21 protein-coding genes and 1 pseudogene are annotated in these 20,294 nt (G+C 63.0%); 14 read left to right on the forward strand and 8 right to left on the reverse strand.

Going from position 1 to position 20,294, the window contains the following annotated elements; translation table 11 throughout:
• Both QZ213_RS08395 and QZ213_RS08400 read right to left on the reverse strand, forming a co-directional pair.
• A pseudogene (locus QZ213_RS08395) lies at window positions 1-1,160 on the reverse strand (excinuclease ABC subunit A); the annotation flags it as partial.
• Window positions 1,161-1,438: 278 nt separating this feature from the next.
• Window positions 1,439-2,188, reverse strand: a complete 750-nt coding sequence (locus QZ213_RS08400; protein WP_291685601.1) for an outer membrane beta-barrel protein — start codon at window positions 2,186-2,188, stop codon at window positions 1,439-1,441.
• A gap of 477 nt (window positions 2,189-2,665) precedes the next feature.
• On the opposite strand from QZ213_RS08400, the gene QZ213_RS08405 reads away from it, so the two are divergent.
• Together QZ213_RS08405 and gyrA are read left to right on the forward strand one after the other, a co-directional pair.
• Complete coding sequence (locus QZ213_RS08405; RefSeq protein ID WP_291685602.1) at window positions 2,666-3,166, forward strand: single-stranded DNA-binding protein; 501 nt, start codon at window positions 2,666-2,668, stop codon at window positions 3,164-3,166.
• 364 nt (window positions 3,167-3,530) lie between these two features.
• Window positions 3,531-6,257 carry a DNA gyrase subunit A gene (gyrA, locus tag QZ213_RS08410; protein WP_291685603.1) on the forward strand — a complete coding sequence of 909 codons (2,727 nt, stop codon included), beginning with the start codon at window positions 3,531-3,533 and terminating at the stop codon, window positions 6,255-6,257.
• Between the two features lie 89 nt (window positions 6,258-6,346).
• Here the strand turns inward: gyrA and QZ213_RS08415 are convergent, their stop codons facing one another.
• Window positions 6,347-6,607, reverse strand: coding sequence for a hypothetical protein (locus tag QZ213_RS08415; protein WP_291685604.1), 261 nt, complete (start codon window positions 6,605-6,607; stop codon window positions 6,347-6,349).
• 271 nt (window positions 6,608-6,878) lie between these two features.
• On the opposite strand from QZ213_RS08415, the gene coaD reads away from it, so the two are divergent.
• The 4 genes from coaD to QZ213_RS08435 all read left to right on the forward strand — a co-directional run bounded on the left by coaD (window position 6,879) and on the right by QZ213_RS08435 (window position 8,893).
• Window positions 6,879-7,376 (forward strand): pantetheine-phosphate adenylyltransferase, encoded by a 498-nt coding sequence (gene coaD, locus QZ213_RS08420; RefSeq protein WP_291685605.1) that lies wholly within the window; start codon window positions 6,879-6,881, stop codon window positions 7,374-7,376.
• A 93-nt stretch (window positions 7,377-7,469) separates the two neighbouring features.
• Window positions 7,470-8,012, forward strand: coding sequence for a peptidylprolyl isomerase (locus QZ213_RS08425; protein ID WP_291685606.1), 543 nt, complete (start codon window positions 7,470-7,472; stop codon window positions 8,010-8,012).
• Between the two features lie 6 nt (window positions 8,013-8,018).
• The gene (locus tag QZ213_RS08430) at window positions 8,019-8,453 is read left to right on the forward strand and encodes a hypothetical protein (protein ID WP_291685607.1); all 435 of its coding nucleotides are present in this window, start codon (window positions 8,019-8,021) and stop codon (window positions 8,451-8,453) included.
• Complete coding sequence (locus tag QZ213_RS08435) at window positions 8,429-8,893, forward strand: peptidylprolyl isomerase (RefSeq protein WP_291685608.1); 465 nt, start codon at window positions 8,429-8,431, stop codon at window positions 8,891-8,893. The genes QZ213_RS08430 and QZ213_RS08435 overlap by 25 nt, the downstream gene beginning before the upstream one ends.
• Before the next feature lie 158 nt (window positions 8,894-9,051).
• On the opposite strand, the gene QZ213_RS08440 is transcribed toward QZ213_RS08435, so the two are convergent.
• Window positions 9,052-9,540, reverse strand: a complete 489-nt coding sequence (locus QZ213_RS08440) for an ester cyclase (protein WP_291685609.1) — start codon at window positions 9,538-9,540, stop codon at window positions 9,052-9,054.
• Between the two features lie 86 nt (window positions 9,541-9,626).
• Here QZ213_RS08440 and QZ213_RS08445 point away from each other — a divergent pair, with 86 nt between their 5' ends.
• Entirely contained in the window at window positions 9,627-10,544 is a 918-nt protein-coding gene (locus QZ213_RS08445) for a LysR family transcriptional regulator (protein ID WP_291685610.1), read from the forward strand.
• A 17-nt stretch (window positions 10,545-10,561) separates the two neighbouring features.
• A complete protein-coding gene (gene queA / locus QZ213_RS08450) occupies window positions 10,562-11,638 on the forward strand; it encodes a tRNA preQ1(34) S-adenosylmethionine ribosyltransferase-isomerase QueA (protein WP_291685611.1) in 1,077 nt (358 codons plus the stop codon).
• 13 nt (window positions 11,639-11,651) lie between these two features.
• Here the strand turns inward: queA and QZ213_RS08455 are convergent, their stop codons facing one another.
• On the reverse strand, window positions 11,652-12,677 hold the full coding sequence (locus tag QZ213_RS08455; protein WP_291685612.1) for an aspartate-semialdehyde dehydrogenase: 1,026 nt from the start codon (window positions 12,675-12,677) through the stop codon (window positions 11,652-11,654).
• 312 nt (window positions 12,678-12,989) lie between these two features.
• Here QZ213_RS08455 and tgt point away from each other — a divergent pair, with 312 nt between their 5' ends.
• The 3 genes from tgt to QZ213_RS08470 all read left to right on the forward strand — a co-directional run bounded on the left by tgt (window position 12,990) and on the right by QZ213_RS08470 (window position 15,167).
• Window positions 12,990-14,123 carry a tRNA guanosine(34) transglycosylase Tgt gene (gene tgt / locus QZ213_RS08460; RefSeq protein ID WP_291685613.1) on the forward strand — a complete coding sequence of 378 codons (1,134 nt, stop codon included), beginning with the start codon at window positions 12,990-12,992 and terminating at the stop codon, window positions 14,121-14,123.
• Between the two features lie 218 nt (window positions 14,124-14,341).
• Entirely contained in the window at window positions 14,342-14,611 is a 270-nt protein-coding gene (locus tag QZ213_RS08465) for a PilZ domain-containing protein (protein WP_291685614.1), read from the forward strand.
• Window positions 14,612-14,762: 151 nt separating this feature from the next.
• Entirely contained in the window at window positions 14,763-15,167 is a 405-nt protein-coding gene (locus QZ213_RS08470) for a hypothetical protein (protein ID WP_291685615.1), read from the forward strand.
• A gap of 199 nt (window positions 15,168-15,366) precedes the next feature.
• On the opposite strand, the gene QZ213_RS08475 is transcribed toward QZ213_RS08470, so the two are convergent.
• Window positions 15,367-15,582, reverse strand: a complete 216-nt coding sequence (locus tag QZ213_RS08475; RefSeq protein WP_079574069.1) for a hypothetical protein — start codon at window positions 15,580-15,582, stop codon at window positions 15,367-15,369.
• Between the two features lie 245 nt (window positions 15,583-15,827).
• Here QZ213_RS08475 and cysK point away from each other — a divergent pair, with 245 nt between their 5' ends.
• Both cysK and QZ213_RS08485 read left to right on the forward strand, forming a co-directional pair.
• The gene (cysK, locus tag QZ213_RS08480; RefSeq protein ID WP_291685616.1) at window positions 15,828-16,805 is read left to right on the forward strand and encodes a cysteine synthase A; all 978 of its coding nucleotides are present in this window, start codon (window positions 15,828-15,830) and stop codon (window positions 16,803-16,805) included.
• 40 nt (window positions 16,806-16,845) lie between these two features.
• Complete coding sequence (locus QZ213_RS08485) at window positions 16,846-17,085, forward strand: BrnA antitoxin family protein (protein WP_291685617.1); 240 nt, start codon at window positions 16,846-16,848, stop codon at window positions 17,083-17,085.
• Window positions 17,086-17,167: 82 nt separating this feature from the next.
• On the opposite strand, the gene QZ213_RS08490 is transcribed toward QZ213_RS08485, so the two are convergent.
• Entirely contained in the window at window positions 17,168-18,580 is a 1,413-nt protein-coding gene (locus tag QZ213_RS08490; RefSeq protein WP_291685618.1) for a caspase family protein, read from the reverse strand.
• Between the two features lie 220 nt (window positions 18,581-18,800).
• The gene (locus QZ213_RS08495) at window positions 18,801-19,679 is read right to left on the reverse strand and encodes a DMT family transporter (RefSeq protein ID WP_291685619.1); all 879 of its coding nucleotides are present in this window, start codon (window positions 19,677-19,679) and stop codon (window positions 18,801-18,803) included.
• A 209-nt stretch (window positions 19,680-19,888) separates the two neighbouring features.
• Between QZ213_RS08495 and QZ213_RS08500 the strand changes: the two genes are divergently transcribed.
• A complete protein-coding gene (locus QZ213_RS08500) occupies window positions 19,889-20,284 on the forward strand; it encodes a RidA family protein (protein ID WP_291685620.1) in 396 nt (131 codons plus the stop codon).
• Window positions 20,285-20,294: the final 10 nt, after the last annotated feature.

Raw genomic sequence — 20,294 nt, forward strand, 5'->3', positions numbered from 1 at the left:
TAGAATTTGCCGAGCGCGGTCAGGGTCTGGACGTAATAGGGCGAGGACGATTTCGCCCACGGCGCGATCGCGCCCTTGCGCAAGGTCAGTTCCTTGTCGGGAATGACCAGGTCTTCGTCGATATGCTGCTCGATGCCGAGGCCCCCGCAGGCCGGACACGCGCCGTAGGGGTTGTTGAAGGAGAACAGCCTGGGCTCGATCTCGGGAATGGTGAAGCCGGAGACCGGGCAGGCGAATTTTTCGGAGAACAGGATGCGCTCGGGCCCGCTCTTGTCGTGGATTTTTGCGGTCTTCTTCTTCTCGTCATGGCCGGGCTTGACCCGGCCATCCATCTCTTTTGAAGAAGATGGATCACCGGGTCTCGCGCCTTCGGCGCGGCCCGGTGATGACGAAGAGGGGACATCCGCATATTCGATCACCGCCAGGCCCTCGGCGAGCTTCAGCGCGGTCTCAAAGCTTTCCGCCAGCCGCTGGCCGATGTCGGGGCGCACCACGATGCGGTCAACGACCACGTCGATATCGTGCGGGAATTTCTTGTCGAGCACTGGCGCTTCCGCGAGCTCGTAAAAGGTGCCGTCGATCTTGACCCGCTGGAAGCCCTTCTTGAGGTATTCGGCGAGTTCCTTCCGGTACTCGCCCTTGCGGCCGCGCACGACCGGCGCCAGCAGATAGAGCCTGGTGCCCTCGGGCAGCGCCAGCACGCGGTCGACCATCTGCGAGACGATCTGGCTCTCGATCGGCAAGCCCGTCGCGGGCGAATAGGGCACGCCGACCCGCGCCCACAGCAGGCGCATGTAGTCGTAGATCTCGGTGACGGTGCCGACGGTGGAGCGCGGGTTCTTCGAGGTGGTCTTCTGCTCGATGGAAATGGCCGGCGACAGGCCGTCGATCTGGTCGACGTCCGGCTTCTGCATCATCTCCAGGAACTGGCGCGCATAGGCCGACAGCGATTCCACGTAGCGCCGCTGGCCCTCGGCATAGATGGTGTCGAAGGCGAGCGACGACTTGCCGGAGCCGGACAGGCCCGTGAACACGACGAGCCTGTCGCGCGGGATTTCGAGATCGACGTTCTTGAGATTGTGCTCGCGCGCGCCGCGGATCGTAATCGCGCGCATCGCGGAGCCGGTCTGTTGGCGCTTCGCCCTGATCACTTCATCCATATCGGCATTTCCAGGCGCTTGAGCCGCGCCGCGTTCAGGCGCGCATCTTCCGGAAACAGCCGGGGGATTGGACGCCAATGGGTGAGCTCGGAACATAGGAAGAACGGCCTGCGATTTCCAGTGCTCCGTTCAAACCATCAACGGTTTGTTGGATCGCGCGGCGTTTTCAGGCCCAAGCAGTTCCACGATGGCGGCAGCAGGCAGCAGGCCCTCCGGAACGCAAACAAAAAGGCCGGCGCTAAGCCGGCCTTTTCAAATGTCTTGAGTTGTCGCGAAGATCAGTACTTCGCAATGACCGGGCCACCCCAGCGGTAGTTGAGGCGAACGAGACCCAAATCGGCGTCCTGACGGATGCTTTCCGTTGTGGTGAGCGCGCCCGCGGGAGTCGTGAAGTTGATGCTGTTCCTACCCAGGAACATGTGGTCGTATTCGACGCCAACCGACCAGTTCGGCGCGAAACCGAATTCGAGGCCCGCGCCCACCGTGCTACCCCAGCGGGTCTGACTGGCGCGATCGTTGAGCACCCCGGTCGCAACGACAGTGGTGTTGTAGCTGTCGTTGACCACCGCAGCGCCGCCCTTGACGTAGAACAGGGCGCTATTCCAAGCGTAACCGACCTGGCCGGTCAGCAGGCCGAACGCATCGATCTTCGAGTTGTCCCGCAGAAGCGCGTTGGTCAGGTTGATGTTCGATCCCTTGAAGTCGGCCCAGTTGCCCTGGCCTTCCAGACCGAACACCCAGTTGCTCGACTGCCAGCGATAGCCGATCTGACCACCGACCGTTCCGCCGGTGGCGTCATGGCAGCCCTCAGGAGTCGCAACCGGCCCAGTGATGAGATCCCAGCACTTGTGGCTGGAACCGCCACCGCCGTTGATGCCGATGTAGAAGCCGCTCCAGTCGTAGATCGCAGCGATCATCGGGGGCGGCGCTTTGGTGTAGGGGCGGGCGGCCAGATCGGCCGCTGAAGCGGGAGCCGACGCCATGCCCAGCGCAACGAGAGCAACGGTACCCAGCAAGATTTTCTTCATCGTATCTCTCCGGCCTGGTTCGCTTCGTTTCTTGTTGAAGCGTTCTTGTATCGGGGGACCGTCGAAGCGATCCAAATCGTCGGGTCAAGATACCCCGATTTGAGCGGCAATGCCGTCTCCGAAATGCAACACTCGCGAGCGAAGTGAGGTTGCCGGAACTCAATGATTTATTGGAACTTTAGGGAACTTTGGGGAACCCGAACGTGTTCCAGTTTTTGCCACAAATCGGCGCCTGCGTCCCGGTACCGTTCATCTTCGGTTTTAGTCCCCGATCTGCTTTATTCTCCAGAACAAAACTGGAACATTGCCGGACGAAATGCTATATGTGGATAACCGGGGGATCGCCCCCGCGTGCGGCATCTGTAAGCGTATAGGGTCGGCTTCAGAGGCGTCCGGAAGTGGGTCCAATGGCCGCGTGCATGCGCCGAAGGTGAGGCGTCTGGCGGGTTCGGTATTTTTCGAGAGTGGAGAGCGGCGATGGCGGGAAGCGTGAACAAGGTGATTCTGGTCGGAAACCTCGGCAAGGATCCCGAGATCCGGCGGACGCAGGATGGGCGGCCGATCGCCAATCTCAGCATCGCGACCTCCGATACCTGGCGCGACAAGGCGACAGGCGAGCGGAAGGAAAAGACCGAGTGGCACCGGGTGGTGATCTTCTCCGAACCGCTCTGCAAGATCGTCGAGCAGTATCTGAAGAAGGGCGCCAAGGTTTACATCGAAGGCGCGCTGCAGACCCGCAAATGGACCGACCAGGCCGGTGTCGAGAAATACTCCACCGAAGTGGTGCTGCAGGGCTTCAACTCGGTGCTGACCATGCTCGACGGCCGCAGCGGCGCCGGCGCCGGTGGCGGCAGTTTCGGCCCGGAAGATTCAAGCGGCGATTTCGGCTCCGGCGGTCCGTCGGTGGCGGCCCCGCGCCGTGCGGTCGCGGCCGGCGGCAGCCGCAACAGCGACATGGACGACGATATCCCCTTCTGAGCCTGAGGCGCGGCCCGCCGCGCCAGGCGTTGCGCGGCGGATGCTTGATGTTCTGCAAATGGGCGGCCCCGCAGGGTCGCCCGTTGGCGTTTTTGCACATCGATGTTGATTGGAGAAGTCGACCTAACGGTCCCGTTGCAGTCGTCGCCGTGGCGGGCCAGACCGGCATTTTCGCGGCATCCGAACGCCATGCGCGGAGGCCTGTTCAGGGAGGGATTTCAGGCCGGCGTCGGGCGGTGCGGCGGACGGCGTAAGTCTCTGGAAAAACGAAGGGAAAATCGGCTCGCGGCTGATCAGTTAGGGGTGGTTTGGGAGCCCCCGATACGCTATATGATTCGAAGCAAGAACTGACCGGATTCCCCCTTTGTCTGAGCCTGAAGATAAGCCCCCCGGCGAGCCGCCGGCTCCTTCCGATATTCGTCCCGTATCCATCCTCGACGAGATGAAGCGCAGCTACCTCGACTACGCCATGAGCGTGATCGTGGCGCGCGCGCTGCCGGATGCGCGCGACGGTCTGAAGCCGGTGCACCGGCGAATTCTGTATTCGATGTACGAGCAGGGTCACACGCCCGACAAGAAGTACGTCAAGTCCGCACGCGTCGTCGGTGACGTGATCGGTAAATATCATCCGCACGGCGACCAGTCGATTTACGACGCGATGGTCCGGATGGCGCAGGAATTCTCCATGCGCGTCCCGCTGATCGACGGGCAGGGCAATTTCGGCTCCGTCGATGGCGATCCTCCAGCGGCCTATCGATATACCGAAGCGCGTCTCACGCGGTCGGCCATGGAAGTTCTCGGGGACATCGACAAGGACACCGTCGATTTCCAGCCGAACTACGACAATTCCGAGAGGGAACCGTCGGTTCTGCCGGCGAAGTTTCCGAATCTGCTGGTCAACGGCGCCGGCGGCATCGCGGTCGGCATGGCGACCAACATCCCGCCGCACAATCTCGGCGAAGTCATCGACGCCTGCGTTGCGCTGATCGACAATCCCGCGCTCGGCATCGATGACCTCATGGGCATCGTTCCCGGGCCGGACTTCCCCACCGGCGGCGTCATCCTCGGGCGTCAGGGCATTCGCTCGGCCTATCATCTCGGCCGCGGCTCGATCGTGATGCGGGGCAAGGTCAAGATCGACACCATCCGCAAGGACCGCGAAGCGATCATCATCACCGAAATTCCCTACCAGGTGAACAAGGCCACCATGGTGGCGCGGATCGGCGAACTGATCCGCGAGAAACAGATCGAGGGTATCGCCGATCTGCGCGACGAATCCGACCGCGACGGCTTGCGCGTGGTGATCGAACTAAAGCGCGACGCAATGGCCGATGTCGTGCTGAACCAGCTCTACAAGTTCACGCCGCTGCAGTCGAATTTTCCCGCCAACATGCTGGCGCTGGACAACGGCCGTCCGCAGACGATGAACCTGAAGGACCTGCTGACGCTGTTCATCGCCTTCCGCGAGCAGGTGGTGACGCGGCGTACCAAGTTCCTGCTCAACAAGGCCCGCGACCGCGCCCATATCCTGGTCGGCCTCGCCATCGCGGTCGCCAATATCGACGAGATCATTCGCGTCATCCGCACCTCGCCCGATCCGAACACGGCGCGCGACACCCTGATGTCGCGCGACTGGCCGGCGCACGACGTGGCGGCGATGATCACGCTGATCGACGATCCCCGCCACCGCCTCAACGCCGACGGCACCGCGCGGCTGTCGATGGAGCAGGCCAAGGCCATCCTCGATCTGCGGCTGCAGCGGCTCACCGCGCTCGGACGCGAGGAGATCGGCGAAGAGCTCGACAAGCTGGCGGTGGAGATCGCCGACTACCTCGACATCCTGCGTTCCCGCGCGCGCGTGCAGGCGATCATCAAGACCGAACTGAACGAAGTGAAGACCGCATTCGCGACCCCGCGCAAGACCGTCATCATCGACCAGGAAAACGAGGTCGAGGACGAGGACCTGATCCAGCGCGAGGACATGGTGGTCACGGTCTCGCATGCCGGTTACGTCAAGCGCGTGCCGCTGTCGGCCTATCGGGCGCAGCGCCGCGGCGGCAAGGGCCGCGCCGGGATGCAGACGCGCGACGAGGATTTCGTCAGCCGCCTGTTCGTGGCCTCCACCCATACGCCGGTGCTGTTCTTCTCCTCCCGCGGACAGGTCTACAAGGAAAAGGTCTGGCGGCTGCCGATGGCGGCGCCCAACGCCCGCGGCAAGGCCATGATCAACATCCTGCCGCTGGAGCAGGGCGAGCGCATCACCACCATCATGCCGCTGCCGGAGGATGAATCCTCCTGGGCCAATCTCGACGTGATGTTCGCGACCACCGGCGGCAATGTCCGCCGCAACAAGCTGTCGGACTTCGTCGACGTGCGCCGTTCCGGCATCATCGCGATGAAGCTCGACGCCGACGAGGCCATCGTCGACGTGCAGATCTGCACTGAACGCGACGACGTGCTTTTGACCGCCGCCGGCGGCCAGTGCATCCGCTTCCCCGTCACCGACGTGCGGGTGTTCACGGGTCGCACCTCGATGGGGGTGCGCGGCATCGCGCTGCCCGAAAACGACAAGGTGATCTCGCTGTCGATTCTGCGTCACGTCGAGGCGACGTCGGATGAAAGGTCGGCCTACCTGAAGATGCGCCGCGCCGTCGCCGGCGACGCCGCGGCCGAGGAGGTCGCCGAGCCCGAAGCCGAGGAGACCTCCGGCTCGATCCAGCTCAGTTCCGACCGCTATGTGGACATGTCGGCGCAGGAACAGGTCGTGCTCACGGTTTCCGTCAACGGATACGGCAAGCGCACGTCGTCCTACGAATACCGGACCACCGGCCGCGGCGGCAAAGGCATCGTGGCGATGTCGGTGAACGACCGTAATGGCAAGCTGGTGGCGTCATTCCCGGTCGAGGACAGCGACCAGATCATGCTGGTGACGGACAAGGGCCAGTTGATCCGCTGTCCGGTCGAGGGCATCCGGATCGCCGGCCGTTCGACCCAGGGCGTCATCGTGTTCGACACCGCCGAAGACGAGCATGTGGTCTCGGTCGAGCACATCGGCGAGGACGCCGAGAGCGGCAACGGAAATGGAGGCTAGGCGCCCGCCTGGCCTCCATTTAGTCAGATCAAGACTTAATCAGATCAAAACGATGAATTTGGCGACCAGTTTGGCTCGGACGCCCCGCGTTACGGTGTGCGGTCGGCGGTGACCAGCCGGGCTTGGCGGATGGCCATGGTCTTGGTGCCGGCGACGCGCAGGCAGGAAGCCTCGAAATTTGGCCAGGCCTGCTGCGAGCAGTCACGGCCGATCGGGCGGACATCCAGCCGGTCGGCCTTGGCGAGCGCCTGCGGGACGCTGGCTTCGACCTGCGGGGCAAAGCCTGGCAGAACGGTGAGGGCAGCAGCAACAAACGCAGCAAGAGCGATTGCGGAAAGTGCCTTGATCATGACGGTCCCCTGTCATTGGGCCTTTGCGGCCCGTTTCGTTAACCAACTGGTAGCCAGCGCCGGTTTCCGGATGTCTTCGCCGGGTCGGAAAATGGTTTCGTCCAGACCGGGTTTTGTTTCGTCGCCACCCGCGGGACGAAACATGATCGGCTTGCCCCGAGCAGACGCCGCTAACCCCGAAAGGGTTCAGGGCGGGTCGTGAAATAAATCGGCCGCTTTGGGAGGAACCGGTTCGGCTTGCGGGGCCGCCCGCGGCGCGGTAGACGGGTTTATGGCCCGTATCGCGCTTTATCCCGGCTCCTTCGACCCCGTCACCAACGGCCACCTGGACGTGTTTGGCCACGCCGTCGGTTTGTGCGACCGGGTGATCGTGGCCATCGGAGTCCATCCGGGCAAAAAGCCGCTGTTTACGGTGGAAGAGCGCGTCGCGATGGTCCGGGCGGTCTTTGGGCCGATTGCCGCCAAGGCCGGCTGCGCCTTCGACTGCACCACCTATGACAACCTCACGGTCACGGCGGCGCGCAAGGCCGGCGCCACGATCATGATCCGGGGCCTGCGGGACGGCACCGATCTCGACTACGAGATGCAGATTTCAGGCATGAACGAGACCATGGCGCCCGAGGTGCAGACGGTGTTCCTGCCGGCCTCGGTGGCCGTCCGCCCGATCACCGCCACACTGGTGCGCCAAATCGCCGGGATGGGCGGCGACGTATCGGCTTTCGTGCCGCCGGCGGTCGCGGCCAGCCTGAAGACCAAATTCGCCGGCTAACGCCAGGTATTTCGCAAAACTGGCAACCGGTTTTGCGATAAAACGACGCGCAACCTCGAAACGTTCTCACCTTTCACCTGATCCGGAGTTTTCATGATCCGAGCCCTCGCCTTCATCGTCGCCCTGATTTGCGCCGCACCCGCGATCGCGCAGCCGCTTCCAGCCGGTCTCGACAAGCAGAATGCGATCGTGATCGACACCACCAAGGGCCGCATCGTCATCAAGCTCAGGCCCGATATCGCGCCCCAGCACGCCGAGCGCATCAAGCAGCTGGCGCGCGACGGCTATTATAACAACGTGCCCTTCCACCGCGTGATCGACGGCTTCATGGCGCAGACCGGCGACGGCAAGAATTTCGACGGCACCGGCGGATCGAAATACCCGAACCTCAAGGCCGAGTTCTCCAACGTGCCGTTCAAGCGCGGCATCGTCGGCATGGCACGGGCCGGCTCACCGGACTCGGCGAACTCGCAGTTCTTCATCATGTATGCCGACGGCTCGTTCCTGAACGGCAAGTATACCGTGATCGGTGACGTCGTTTCCGGCATGGACGTGGTCGACAAGCTCAAGCGCGGCGAGCCGGTCGCCGATCCCGACAAGATGGTGAAGGTGCAAGTCGCCTCCGACATCAAGTGACCGGCGGTGGCGCGGCGTCGCAATCAGTCCGTCTGGTTCGTCGCGGCGCTGCTGCTCGTCTCTTCGGCCTGCGCGCAGGCCGAAGAGGGACAGGTCAACACCATCCGCGAGGCGATCGCGAGGATCGGAAGCTGCTGGAAGCCGCCGCTGCTCTCGCGCGCCAACCCCATCGACATCACCGTGATCGTGAGCTTTAACCGCTCCGGCGAGATCCTCGGCCATCCCCGGATCACCTATGAATCGGAACGGGCCACGGACAACGACCGGGTGGCGTACCGCATCGCCGTGATGGAGGCGTTGCAACGCTGCTCGCCGATGCCATTTACCGAAAGCATGGCCGGCGCGGTCGCCGGTCGGCCGTTCGCGGTCCAGTTCCACACCCGGAAACCTCCACCCCAACCGATAGAGAAAAGAGCATGGCTGACACCGAAAATACTTTGATCCTTGAAACCACGCAGGGGCCGGTCACGATCGAGATGCGGCCCGATCTGGCGCCCAACCACGTCGCGCGGATCAAGGAACTGGTGCGCGAGGGATTTTACGACGGCATCGTATTCCATCGCGTCATCGACGGTTTCATGGCGCAGACCGGCTGTCCGCAGGGCACCGGCACCGGCGGGTCCGGCCAGAAGCTCAAGGCCGAATTCAACAACGAGCCGCATGTGCGCGGCACGACTTCGATGGCGCGCGCGGCGAGCCCGGACTCCGGCGACAGCCAGTTCTTCATCTGCTTCGACGATGCGTCCTTCCTTAACAAGCAATACACGGTGTGGGGCAAGGTGACCTCGGGCATGGAGAACGTCGACAAGATCAAGCGCGGCGAGCCGGTCAAGGACCCCGACAAGATCGTCAAGGCGCGCATGGCGCTGGATGCGGCCTGAAGCCAAGCCGTCATTCCGGGGCGGCCCGCAGGGCCGAAGCCGGAGTTTCGAGATTTCGGAGTGCCGCGCTCCGGCGCGCCCTCCGGAATGACGTTGGGAGACATCGAGGGCATGCATCACGCGGTACGACCGCGTTTGCGCCGTCGAAGACGCGAGGCTCACTTCGCCGAGAGCTGGCGGACCGCGCCCAGCCAGTCCTCGATATGGTAGGAGCGCACCATCTTGCCGCCTTCGAGCGCGTGAACGTCGATCGACATCAGCTTGAACGACTTGCCCGTGTGGGGTGTGCCCATGAACTCGCCGGCCGGCGTGCCGGTCGCTTCGCCGCGAACGGTGACCTGGTTGCCCGCGACCAGGACTTCCTTGATCTCCCACTTCAGGTCCGGAACGGATCTGAGCCGTTGTCCAATCCCCGCGATGACTTCGTCGCGGCTGTTGCAGATATCGTTGCCGCGGCAGGACACCCAATCGGATGCGGTCGCCTGCTTGACGAGGTCGGGACTGTCTTTGGCGAACTCGGCATTCAGTGCCTTGTAGAATGGCGCGACGCTTGCCCGTGCGGCCTCGATACTCATTTCAGCCCGGGCCGGAGACGCCAGCAGTCCCAGCGCGGCAGACAGGATGCATGCGGCAGCAACTCGGTTCATTTCGTGGTCTCCGATCGCTTGATTGACGGGAGGCCGGTTTATGAATTTTATTCGGTCATCGATCCAATGAGTAATGATTTCATATCATGAACCAAATTGATTTACGCCGTTTCGATCTCAACCTATTGGTAGTGTTTGATATTTTAATGATCGAGCGCAGTGTGACGCGGGCGGCGGAGCGGCTGGGGCGCACCCAATCGGCCGTCAGCCACTCCCTGTCCAGGCTTCGCGAGCAATTCGGCGATCCCTTGCTGATCAAGAGCGGAGTGCGGATGCAGCCGACGGCGTTTGCGCTCGATCTGATCGAGCAGGCGCGGCCGATGCTCGGCGGAATCCAGCGCGTGCTGACGCCGCAGCACATCTTCGATCCCGCGAACTCGCGCCGCGTCTTCCGGCTCGCTGCACCGGATTTCATGAGCACGCTGTTCGCCGATCTCCTGCGCCGACTGCGCTCCGAGGCGCCGCTCGCGGCGATCGAATGGACCGCGCCGCGCGAGCCGACCCTGCTTGATGTGGCCGAAGGCCTGATCGACGTAGCGATCGTGCCCACGGAGCTTCGCTGGCCCCACGGAGTTACCGGCGAAACCGTCGGCGCATTGGGATGGCGCTGCTTCGGCCGTCGCGGACATCCGGCGTTTTCCAAATGGGGACGCGAGAATTGGGCCGGCTTCCCGCATCTGGCGGTGCGGGTGGGTGACAACGTGACCAGTCCGGTCAATGTCGCGGCCAAAGCCGCAGGTCTTGAGCGAAACATCGCCGGCTGGGTGCCGAACTTCACGGCGGTTGCGCCGATCCTGGCGGGCTCAGACCTGCTTTCGACCTTGCCAATGGCGGCGATGACGGAGACCCTTGCTGCCTACAGGCTGGTGGGTATGAAGGTTCCATTTCCCATTGCGCCGCTGCCGCATGCGATGGTTTGGTGCAGCGGCCGGAGCCGGGATCCCGGACTGGCCTGGCTGCGCGAGAGGCTTCGCCCGATCGTCAAACGCAATTTCGCGAGCTAATGCTGCATCGGATAAGCATGCGCACCGATCTCTTCGATTTCGAGCTTCCGCCTGGAAACATTGCGTTGCGGCCCGCCAGCCCGCGCGACTCCGCGCGGATGCTGGTGGTGCAGCCCGACGGCGTGCTGCGCGACCGCGGTATTGCCGACCTGCCGCAATGGCTGGAGCCCGGCGACCAATTGGTCGTGAATGATACCCGCGTGATATCGGCCCAGCTCAAGGGCCGCCGCATCGGCCGCGACACCGAGCCGAAGATCGACGCGACACTGATCAAGCGCCTCGATGGCTCGCGCTGGCAGGCCTTGGTCAAGCCGGCGAAGAAACTGGCACCGGGCGACGTGGTTCGCTTCGGCAACGAGGGGAAGGTCTGCCTGCTCGGCCATCTCGACGCCCACGTCGAGCACAAGGGCGATGACGGTGAGGTCACTCTGTCATTTTCGTTCCACGGGCCGACGCTGGATCAGGCCATCGCCGATCTCGGCAGCCCGCCGCTGCCGCCCTACATCGCCTCCAAACGCACGCCCGACGATCGCGACGCCGCCGACTACCAGACCATGTTCGCGGCCAATGAGGGCGCGGTCGCAGCCCCGACCGCGGGACTGCATTTCACGCCCGCGCTCGAAGGCGCACTCCGCAGCCGCGGCGTCGAATTGCATAGGCTGACGCTGCATGTCGGGGCAGGGACCTTCCTGCCCGTCAAGGTGGCTGACACGTCCGAGCACAGGATGCATGCCGAATGGGGCCGCATCTCCGCCGAGACTGCTGCCGCGTTGAACGACGCGCGCGCCAAAGGCGGCCGCATCGTCGCGGTCGGGACCACGTCGTTGCGGCTATTGGAGAGCGCCGCCGCCGAGGACGGCGTCATCCGGCCGTTTGACGCGGAGACCTCGATCTTCATCACCCCAGGCTACCGTTTTCGCGCGGTCGATATCCTTCTGACCAACTTCCATCTGCCGCGCTCGACTCTGTTCATGCTGGTTTCGGCTTTCAGCGGCCTCGAGACCATGAAGCACGCCTATGCCCACGCGATCGCGAGCGGTTACCGATTCTATTCGTATGGCGACGCCTGCCTCCTGTTTCGGACCCGCGACTAGGAGACTAGGCTGCTCAAGCCATCGCGCGCTCGGGCAATAATTCTGCGATCTGTATCGCGTTCAGAGCCGCTCCCTTGAGAAGCTGATCCGCGGCCACGAACATCGAGATCGAATGGCCGCTGGCGTCGCTGAGATCCTTACGGATGCGGCCGACCAGCACGTCGTCCTGGCCTGAGGCGTCGATCGGCATCGGGAAATAGTTCTTTGCCCGATCGTCGACGATCTTCACGCCGGGTGCATTCGACAGGATCGTGCGGACCTCATCCTCGGAGATCGGCTGTTCGCATTCGAAGGTGATCGCCTGGCTATGCGCGCGTAGCACGGGGACGCGTACGCAGGTCACGCCGATGGCAATGCCGTCATCCTCGAATATTTTCCTCGTCTCGCGGATCACCTTGGTTTCTTCCTCATTGTATCCGGTCTCGGGATCGATCTTGGTATCGTGATTGAAGACGTTGAAGGCATAGGAGTGCGGCAGAATCCTCGGCTGGTAGCTCTGCCCGGCAAGGTTTGCGCGCGTCGATTCAAGCAATTCCTCCATGGCCGCAGCGCCCGCGCCGCTGGCCGCCTGATAGGTCGACAGGATCAGGCGCCTGATGCGCTTCGTCCGGTGGATCGGCCACAACGGCACGAGTGCCGTGATCGCCGAGCAATTCGGAACGGCAATGATGCCCTTGTGCCCGGCGATGCGGCCCGCGTTGATCTCGGGGATGACCAGCGGCACATTCGGGTCCATGCGGAAGGCGGATGAATTATCGATGACGACGGCGCCGGCCTTCGCCGCGATCGGCGAAAATCGCCTTGAGACGCTGCTGCCTGCCGAGAACAGCGCGATGTCAACGCCATCGAACGAGTTCTCGTCGAGCTTCTCGATCACGATCGGCTGTCCGCGAAAATCGAGCGTCTTGCCGGCCGAACGGGCGCTCGCCAGCGCCTTCAACGTCCTCACTGGAAACCGGCGCTTGTCCAGCGTGGCGATGAATTGGGCGCCGACGGCGCCGGTTATGCCGGCAATCGCAACAACGGGATCGTTCTTCACGTGGCTCTATCCTCTTTGGTCGAGCATGATCCTTGAGGAAAACCGTACCCGCTTTTCCGGATCAAGCTGCAGGCAATAAAAAAAGCCCCGGACCTTTTCAGGCGGGGCTTCGGGTTCAGATAGTGCGATCGTCCGACTACGCGCGCATGCCTCCCGAAGCCCTGGCGGGCTTTGCGGTTTTCGCGCGTTTGGTGTTCGTCGTCATGGCGCGGGCTTATGCGGGAGATTTCGATTGGCGTCAACGGGTTTCGGACGGAAAATCGGCGCCAACAAGGTTGAAAAGGACGTCGTTGTTACGCGATAAGCTGACGCATGAGCCTTCCCAATCACTTCGATCTCGTCGCAACCGACGGCAAAGCGCGCAGCGGCAGGCTGACGACGCCGCACGGCGTGGTGCGGACGCCTGCCTTCATGCCGGTCGGCACCGCCGGCGCCATGAAGGGCATGCATTGGCGCGAGGTGCGCGATGCCGGCGCCGATATCGTGCTCGGCAATACCTATCATTTGATGCTGCGGCCGGGCGCCGAGCGCATCGCAGCGCTAGGCGGCCTGCAGCACTTCACCTGCTGGAACGGGCCGATGCTGACGGACTCCGGCGGCTTCCAGGTGATGTCAATGTCGGAACTGCGCAAGGTAAGCGAGAACGCGGTGACCTTTCGCTCACACATCGACGGCGCCATGGTCGAATTGTCGCCGGAACGTTCGATCGAGGTGCAGCGGCTGCTCGGATCCGACATCGCGATGCAGATGGACGAATGCGTTCGGCTGCCGGCGGCCCCGGACGATATCGAGCGTGCGATGCTGCTCTCGTTGCGCTGGGCCGAGCGCAGCAAGCGCGCCTTCGAGACCGCAGCCCCTGGATACATGCTGTTCGGCATCGCGCAGGGAGGGGACGTTTCGCAACTGCGGCAGGCCAGCGCCCGCGGCCTGGTAGAGATCGGTTTTCACGGCTACGCGATCGGCGGCCTCGCCGTTGGCGAACCCCAGGACGTCATGCTCGCCATGGTCGAGGAGGTCGCCGCGAACCTGCCAGACGACCGCCCGCGCTATCTGATGGGCGTCGGCACGCCGGACGATCTTCTGGAGGCGGTCGCGCGCGGAATCGACATGTTCGACTGCGTGATGCCGACCCGCAATGGCCGTCACGGGATGGCGTTCACCCGCTTCGGCCAGATCAATTTGCGCAACGCCCGCCACGCCGACGATCCGCGGCCGCTCGACGAGGAAAGCCTGTGGCCCTCCACGCGCAACTATTCCCGTGCCTATCTGCATCACCTCGTGAAGTCGGGCGAGACGCTGGGGGCGATGCTGTTGTCGGAAATCAACATCGCCTATTACCAGCGCCTGATGGCCGACATCCGGGACGCGATCGCGAAGGGAGATTTCGCGGATTTCCGCGAGCGCACGCGCGCCGGCTGGGCGAGGGGCGATATCGCACTGCGCTAGAACTGGGCGCGTTCGGCGATTGCGAAGGCGGGCGGAATCGTCCGTGCGTGCAGAATTCCTGAGGCCGCATCGGCATTCCCGTCATCACGGGCTGAACAGGGTAAACCGCTAAATATCAAAGCAATCTCCTAACAGGAGTTTTACGAAGTCACGTTCATTCTGCTAACTGCTGACGATCGCCTGGCCGATCGCAGCTGTTCCAACAATGGATGGTCATCATGATTGTTGACAAGCCGAGGGCGAAGGTACAGCGCGAACCGCGCAGGCATCTCAACAGACGTCCGACCTGGATTACGGTGGACGGCACGACGAAGAGCGAATGCTTCGTATTGGACGTCTCGCCTGGCGGCGCCAAAATCATGACAGACGCCGAGATCGATGTCAGGGACAGGTTCGGATTGGCGCTTGTGCCCGATCGTCCGACGCGCCAGCCGTGCGAGGTCGTCTGGCGGCGCGGCAACATATACGGCGTGAAATTCCTGCCCTGATATCCTCGCGCGCTTGATCGCCCGATGGTCGCAGGTTCGAATCCGGACCGGAAATCGATAAAATCAAAACTTATCCGATCATCAGACTTTAATGAGAAGCCGCTTATCTACACGCTGTGTGCAAGCGCACAACCGGAGGCGGCAAGTTATAATGTCAGCTCAGATTGACTGGGATTTTGCGGTCGACGATGACGCCAAGGCGAAGATCGGGGCTGCGGTGAGGCATCTTCTCAAGGATGCGAACGGCAGCGCGCGCGGGGATATCGTCCGGGAGATCATCGAGATCGTTCACGATGTTGCGAACGGACTGCTTCCGCCTCAGCATCCAAAGCAACCTCCGATGAGCGGCATTACCTACAAGGCCTATGTGATCGACGCTTTCCAGCGCGATACCGACAGATGGCGCGCGAACATCCGCAAATTGAACGGCAAGAAAATCAGGGTTGCCGTGCCCCCCTCGGTGCTCGACGAAGCCACAACCTCGGCCGATGCGCTCACGGCGGAGAAGGCGGTCGAACTCGCCAAGAAAGCGATCGATGCCGGCGGCCTGAGTTAATCCAGGAAACGTCTTGGCTGACATTCGCACGCGCGGGCAATCGCGCCGAGCGTTCCTCACCGACGTCATGCAGCATCGGTGTATGCCACTACGCTCCGGCAAACCCGCGCCAAATCACGACATATTCGTCTAGCTGGCAGCTATCGACGTCTGGCTGCGTTACACGCTTGGCGCGACGAACTGGAATCCATCGAAAGCGTCAGTTGCAGGCAAACCGCCGGAGGGCGTGCTTGGTCACGAAGCCGTAACCGCAGGTGTCGCAGGTCCAGAGATAGCTGATGACGTTGTCGGCGACATAGGCGGACGCTTCGGCGGCCACCATCGAATCGGCACAGACAGGGCAGGTCGGCAAATCACATCCGCGCGGATCGGGATTGGGCGCGACGGTCGGCAGGACTTCAGCAACTGCTGGCATCGTGACCTCCTTGCGATTTGATCCTCTAATCTAAGGCTACCATAGTCTAATTTGTTTGACGATGTCGCAACACAAATGCGTTTGTTTTACGTTATTTGACCGCTTGCAGATTCTATCGGGCCGCTTAAAGATTTTGCAGCGCAGCGAGTTTGTTCCGCCGGATTCCGACTTGCAGGCGGGCTCAAGCTACCTCTAATGAGAGAAGCGCCCGATTTCCACGCAGATTGCGATTACAGGAGTTTGTCATGGATGCATCGTCAACTGGGAGTGCAGTGCACCGTCCCGGCCGCGGCAGGGTTTTCGACAGCATTGTTGATGCGATCGGCGATACGCCGATCGTCCGGCTGCGCAATTTGCCGCAGGCCAACGGCGCGCATGCGACCATCCTCGCCAAGCTGGAATATTTCAATCCCGCGGCCAGCGTGAAGGACCGCATCGGGGCTGCGATGATCATCGCGATGGAAAAGGCCGGCCACATCAATGCCGACACCGTGCTGATCGAGCCGACGTCGGGCAATACCGGTATAGCGCTCGCCTTCGTCGCCGCCTCACGCGGTTACCGGCTGAAGCTGGTGATGCCTGAGTCGATGTCGATCGAACGGCGCAAGATGCTGGCGTTCCTCGGCGCCGAGATCGTTCTGACGCCGGCCGCCCAAGGCATGAAGGGCTCGATCGCGACCGCGGAAGAACTGGTGCGTACCACGCCCAACGCCGTCATGCCCCAGCAGTTCAAGAACCTGGCCAATCCCGAAATTCACCGCCGCACCACGGCCGAGGAAATCTGGAACGATACCGGCGGCAACATCGACTATTTCGTGGCCGGCGTCGGCACCGGCGGAACCATCACCGGCGTCGGGCAGGTGCTCAAGCCCCGCAAGCCGTCGCTGCGGGTGGTCGCGGTGGAACCCGAGGAAAGCCCGGTGCTCTCAGGCGGACAGCATTCGCCGCACAAGATCCAGGGCATCGGCGCCGGCTTCGTGCCCGATATTCTCGATCGCTCCGTCATTGACGAGATCGTCAAGGTCAACAGCGCCACCGCGATCGAAACCTCGCGCGCGCTGGCGCGCCATGAAGGCATTCCCGGCGGTATTTCCTCGGGTGCCGCGATCGCGGCTGCCCTTCAAATTGGCAAACGGCCGGAAGCCGCCGGAAAGACCATCCTGGCGATCGTGCCGTCGTTCTCGGAGCGTTATCTGTCGACGGCGCTGTTCGAGGGAATTTGAATCATTCGCGTTCGGCCTTGCGCCAGAGGGAAGCATTTCGATGTCTCAACCACCACGGCGGCCACGGACGCTCAACGACGCGCGCACCGAAGCCGAAGCTGCGTTCAAGCGGACCACGACCAAGGTGCCGGACGAACCGACGAAGCCGGCCGCGCTTCCCGGCGTGAAGGAACTGGTATCGCTGCGGATCGATCAGGACGTGCTGGAACACTTCCAGGAGGGCGGAGCCGGCTGGCAGGATCGCATCAACGACGCGCTGAGGAAGGCCGCGGGGAAATAAAAGTCCGGCGGTGAGGCGTGAGCTAAAAAAGCCCGGGATGCCCCGGGCTTTTTGTTGGCCGATGCCATATCGGGGCCGACGCTCAGTGCCGGAACAGGCCGCCCATCATGCCGCCCACCACACCGCCGACGAAGGCCGCGCCGGGATCCCCGCCGCCACGCTGGCCGCCACCGCCGCCACCACCGCTTGGGCGGGCACGGCGAACCGGGCGTTCCTCAGTGTCGCCGGAACTCGTTTGCGTGGTTGCGACGATCTCGGTCAACAGCGCCTTGTGCTGCAGCTTGTTGAGGAATCCGGACGAGGGATAGCCGCGCGCGGCCTGCCAGCGCGTGATCACGGAACGGGTGGAGTCATCGAACTTGCCGGTCACCTTGGTGTCGAAACCGAGCCCGGTCAGCCGGCGCTGCACGTCGCGGCGCTGGCCCTTGTCGAGGCCGATCTGGTCTTCCGTGGTCTGGTTCGCTTCCTGGGTAAAGGTCGCGGGATCGACGCCGGTGGTCAGGTTGCGGGTGGTGGTCGACGCGCCGTTCTCCAGCGAGGCGATCCGGGCCAGCGCCAGCGACTTGAACTGGCCGTTGGGATAGTTGGTCAGATAGGCGTTGAGCTCTTCCGGTTTGTTCGATTCCTTGACCGAACGCCAGAACTCGAGCTCCACGTCCGAACCGCCCGAGATTGAGGCAACCGCGGCCGGGGCCGAGGTGCCGGCTGCACCGGGCGCGGGCGCCGCCACCGGGTTGAGATAGACCGAACCGATCAGGTTGGTATGGCCCCAGGGCAATTGGCCCTTGTTGGTCTCTTCATTGACCTGGGCGCGGACCTCGGTCATCGCCTGCTGGATCTCGACGCCCGGCGTGGCGATGTGGGAGATCAGGGCGCGGGTGAACGGACTGTTGGTGCCCTCCTGGCCATCGAGCGCGGTCTGCCCGGGGCCGGTGGCGAATGCGATGAGCGTGCCTTCGCCGGACTTCATTTCCGCAAGGCCCGTCTGCACCGACACGCTGCGGGTCGCCGAGTTCGATTTGATCTTCGCCGCGAAGGGATTGTCGCGACAGGCATCGAGGAACACCAGCTTGACCTTGGCGTCGCTCATGGTCTGGTCGAGCGTGAGATCGATATTGATCGCCGAGCCGAGCTTGACGTCCATCTCCGATTTGATGTCGGCATCGACCGGCAACAGGTAATTGGTGCCGCTGATGGCGATGCCGTGGCCGGCATAGAAGAACACCGCGACGTCGGCGCCCTGCGCCTTCTTGCCGAATTCGAGCAATCGCTCGGTCATGGTATCGCGGGTCAGGTTGGTGCCTTCGACGACATCGAAGCCGACATTGCGAAGCACGGCCGCCATTGCCTTGGCGTCGATCGGCGGGTTGGGCAGCTGCGCCACGTTCTTGTAGGCGCCGTTGCCGACGACGAAGGCAACGCGCTTGTCGGCCTTGGCCGCGTGGGCCGTGAACAGCATGCAAAACAGGGAAAGAATGACGGTGAGATAGCGCATCTAAAATCCCCCGATGGAATCAAACAATTTGGGCGGCAACGCTTTCGACGCAGGTTATACGAAAATGCCGCACGTCGCGTCAGAAAAATCCGTCAGTGCCCAGCTTTGGCGAGCGCGGCCGTTGGTCGCGCAAACGTACGAAAACGCCGCGAAAGCTTGCGTGATTTAGATCACAATTTGCATCGCGACCGCGAAAAATCACGTGCTGCGAGCAAACCGCTCAGGTTCCAACGCGGGCGGGTACCGGACGGGCGGATCTCAGGTTCAACAGATTGCCGGTCAGGATCAACGCGGCGCCGAGCACGGTGAACAGGTCCAGCCGTTCGGAGTAGATCAGCCAGCCCATGGTGGCCGTCAGCGGAACCCGCAGGAAATCCATCGGCAGCACCACGGTGGCGTCGGCGTACAGCATCGCGCGCGCCATGCAGTAGTGGGTGAAGGTGCCGCAGAACCCAAGCACGGCCATCCAGCCCCAGACATAGGCCGACGGCCATTGCCAGACATAGAGCGCGGGAAGGAATCCTGCCGCCGACTGGATCACCAGCATCCAGAAGATGATCGACAGCGTCTTCTCGGTGCGGGTCAGCGACTTCATCATGGCGATGGAAATGCCGAAACCGACGGCCGCGCCAAGCGCGATCAGCTGGCCCGGATTGATCTCGCCAGCCACCGGCCGGACGATCACGATCACCCCGATCACACCGAGCACGATGGCCGCGACCTTGCCGAACGTCATGCGCTCGCCGAGAAAACCCGCGGCGAGGATCGCGGTCCAGATCGGCATGGTGAATTCGATCGAGACCACCTGGCCCAGCGGAATCAGCGTCAGCGAGAAGAACCAGCCGATCTGCGCGGCATAGTGGATGAGGTTGCGCCCGATATGCTGCAGCGGCCGCGACGTTCGCATCGCCGCGAACCCGCCCTGGCGGCGGATCAGGGGGTACAATATCAGCAGGCCGACAACCGAGCGCACCTCCATGACCTGAAACACGTTCAGCTCGCGCAGCGTTTCTCGGCCGGCGATCGTCACGATCAGCATCAAGGCGAGCCAGCCCGCCATCCACAGCGCGGCTCTCGGTATGGAAGGGGTCTTGTCCATCAGCGGGAAGCGCCAGGCATGCCCGCTTTCGCGGGAAGGTGAGGTGGGCCCGCCGGTATCGGCGACATCGGAAGGATTTGCAACGCGTAAATAGGGCCGATGCGGTGCTGCACTGGGCGCGCGATCGGTGCTAAGGGATCTCGCCGTCATTCCGGGTCTGGTCCTTCGGACCATCCCGGAATGACGATCCATAACTGGAGAACCTTCCCATGCGAGTCCTGCAACCTGCCGAATGGTCGAAGCCGCGCGGCTTCTCGCACGGCATCGAGATCGACGGCCCCGGCCGATGGATCGTGCTGGCCGGCCAGACCGGTGACGAGAAGGGCGAATATCCGTCCGACATGGCCGGGCAGGTCGGCGCGGCCTTGCGGAAGATCATCAAGCTGTTGGCGGAGGCCGGGGCGGGGCCTCAGAACATCGTCCGGCTGACCTGGTATTTGACCAGCCGCAGCGAGTACGAAGCCGCGGGCGCCGGCATCGGCGCGGCCTGGCGCGAGACGCTGGGCAAGAATTTTCCGCCTTCGACGCTGCTCTACATCGTGGGCCTGGTCGACGAGCGTGCGAAGGTCGAGATCGAGGTCACGGCCTTCGTGCCGGGCGCTTAAGTCGCTGCCC

The organism is Bradyrhizobium sp. (assembly GCF_017881085.1).
Taxonomy (GTDB): Bacteria; Pseudomonadota; Alphaproteobacteria; order Rhizobiales; family Xanthobacteraceae; genus Bradyrhizobium.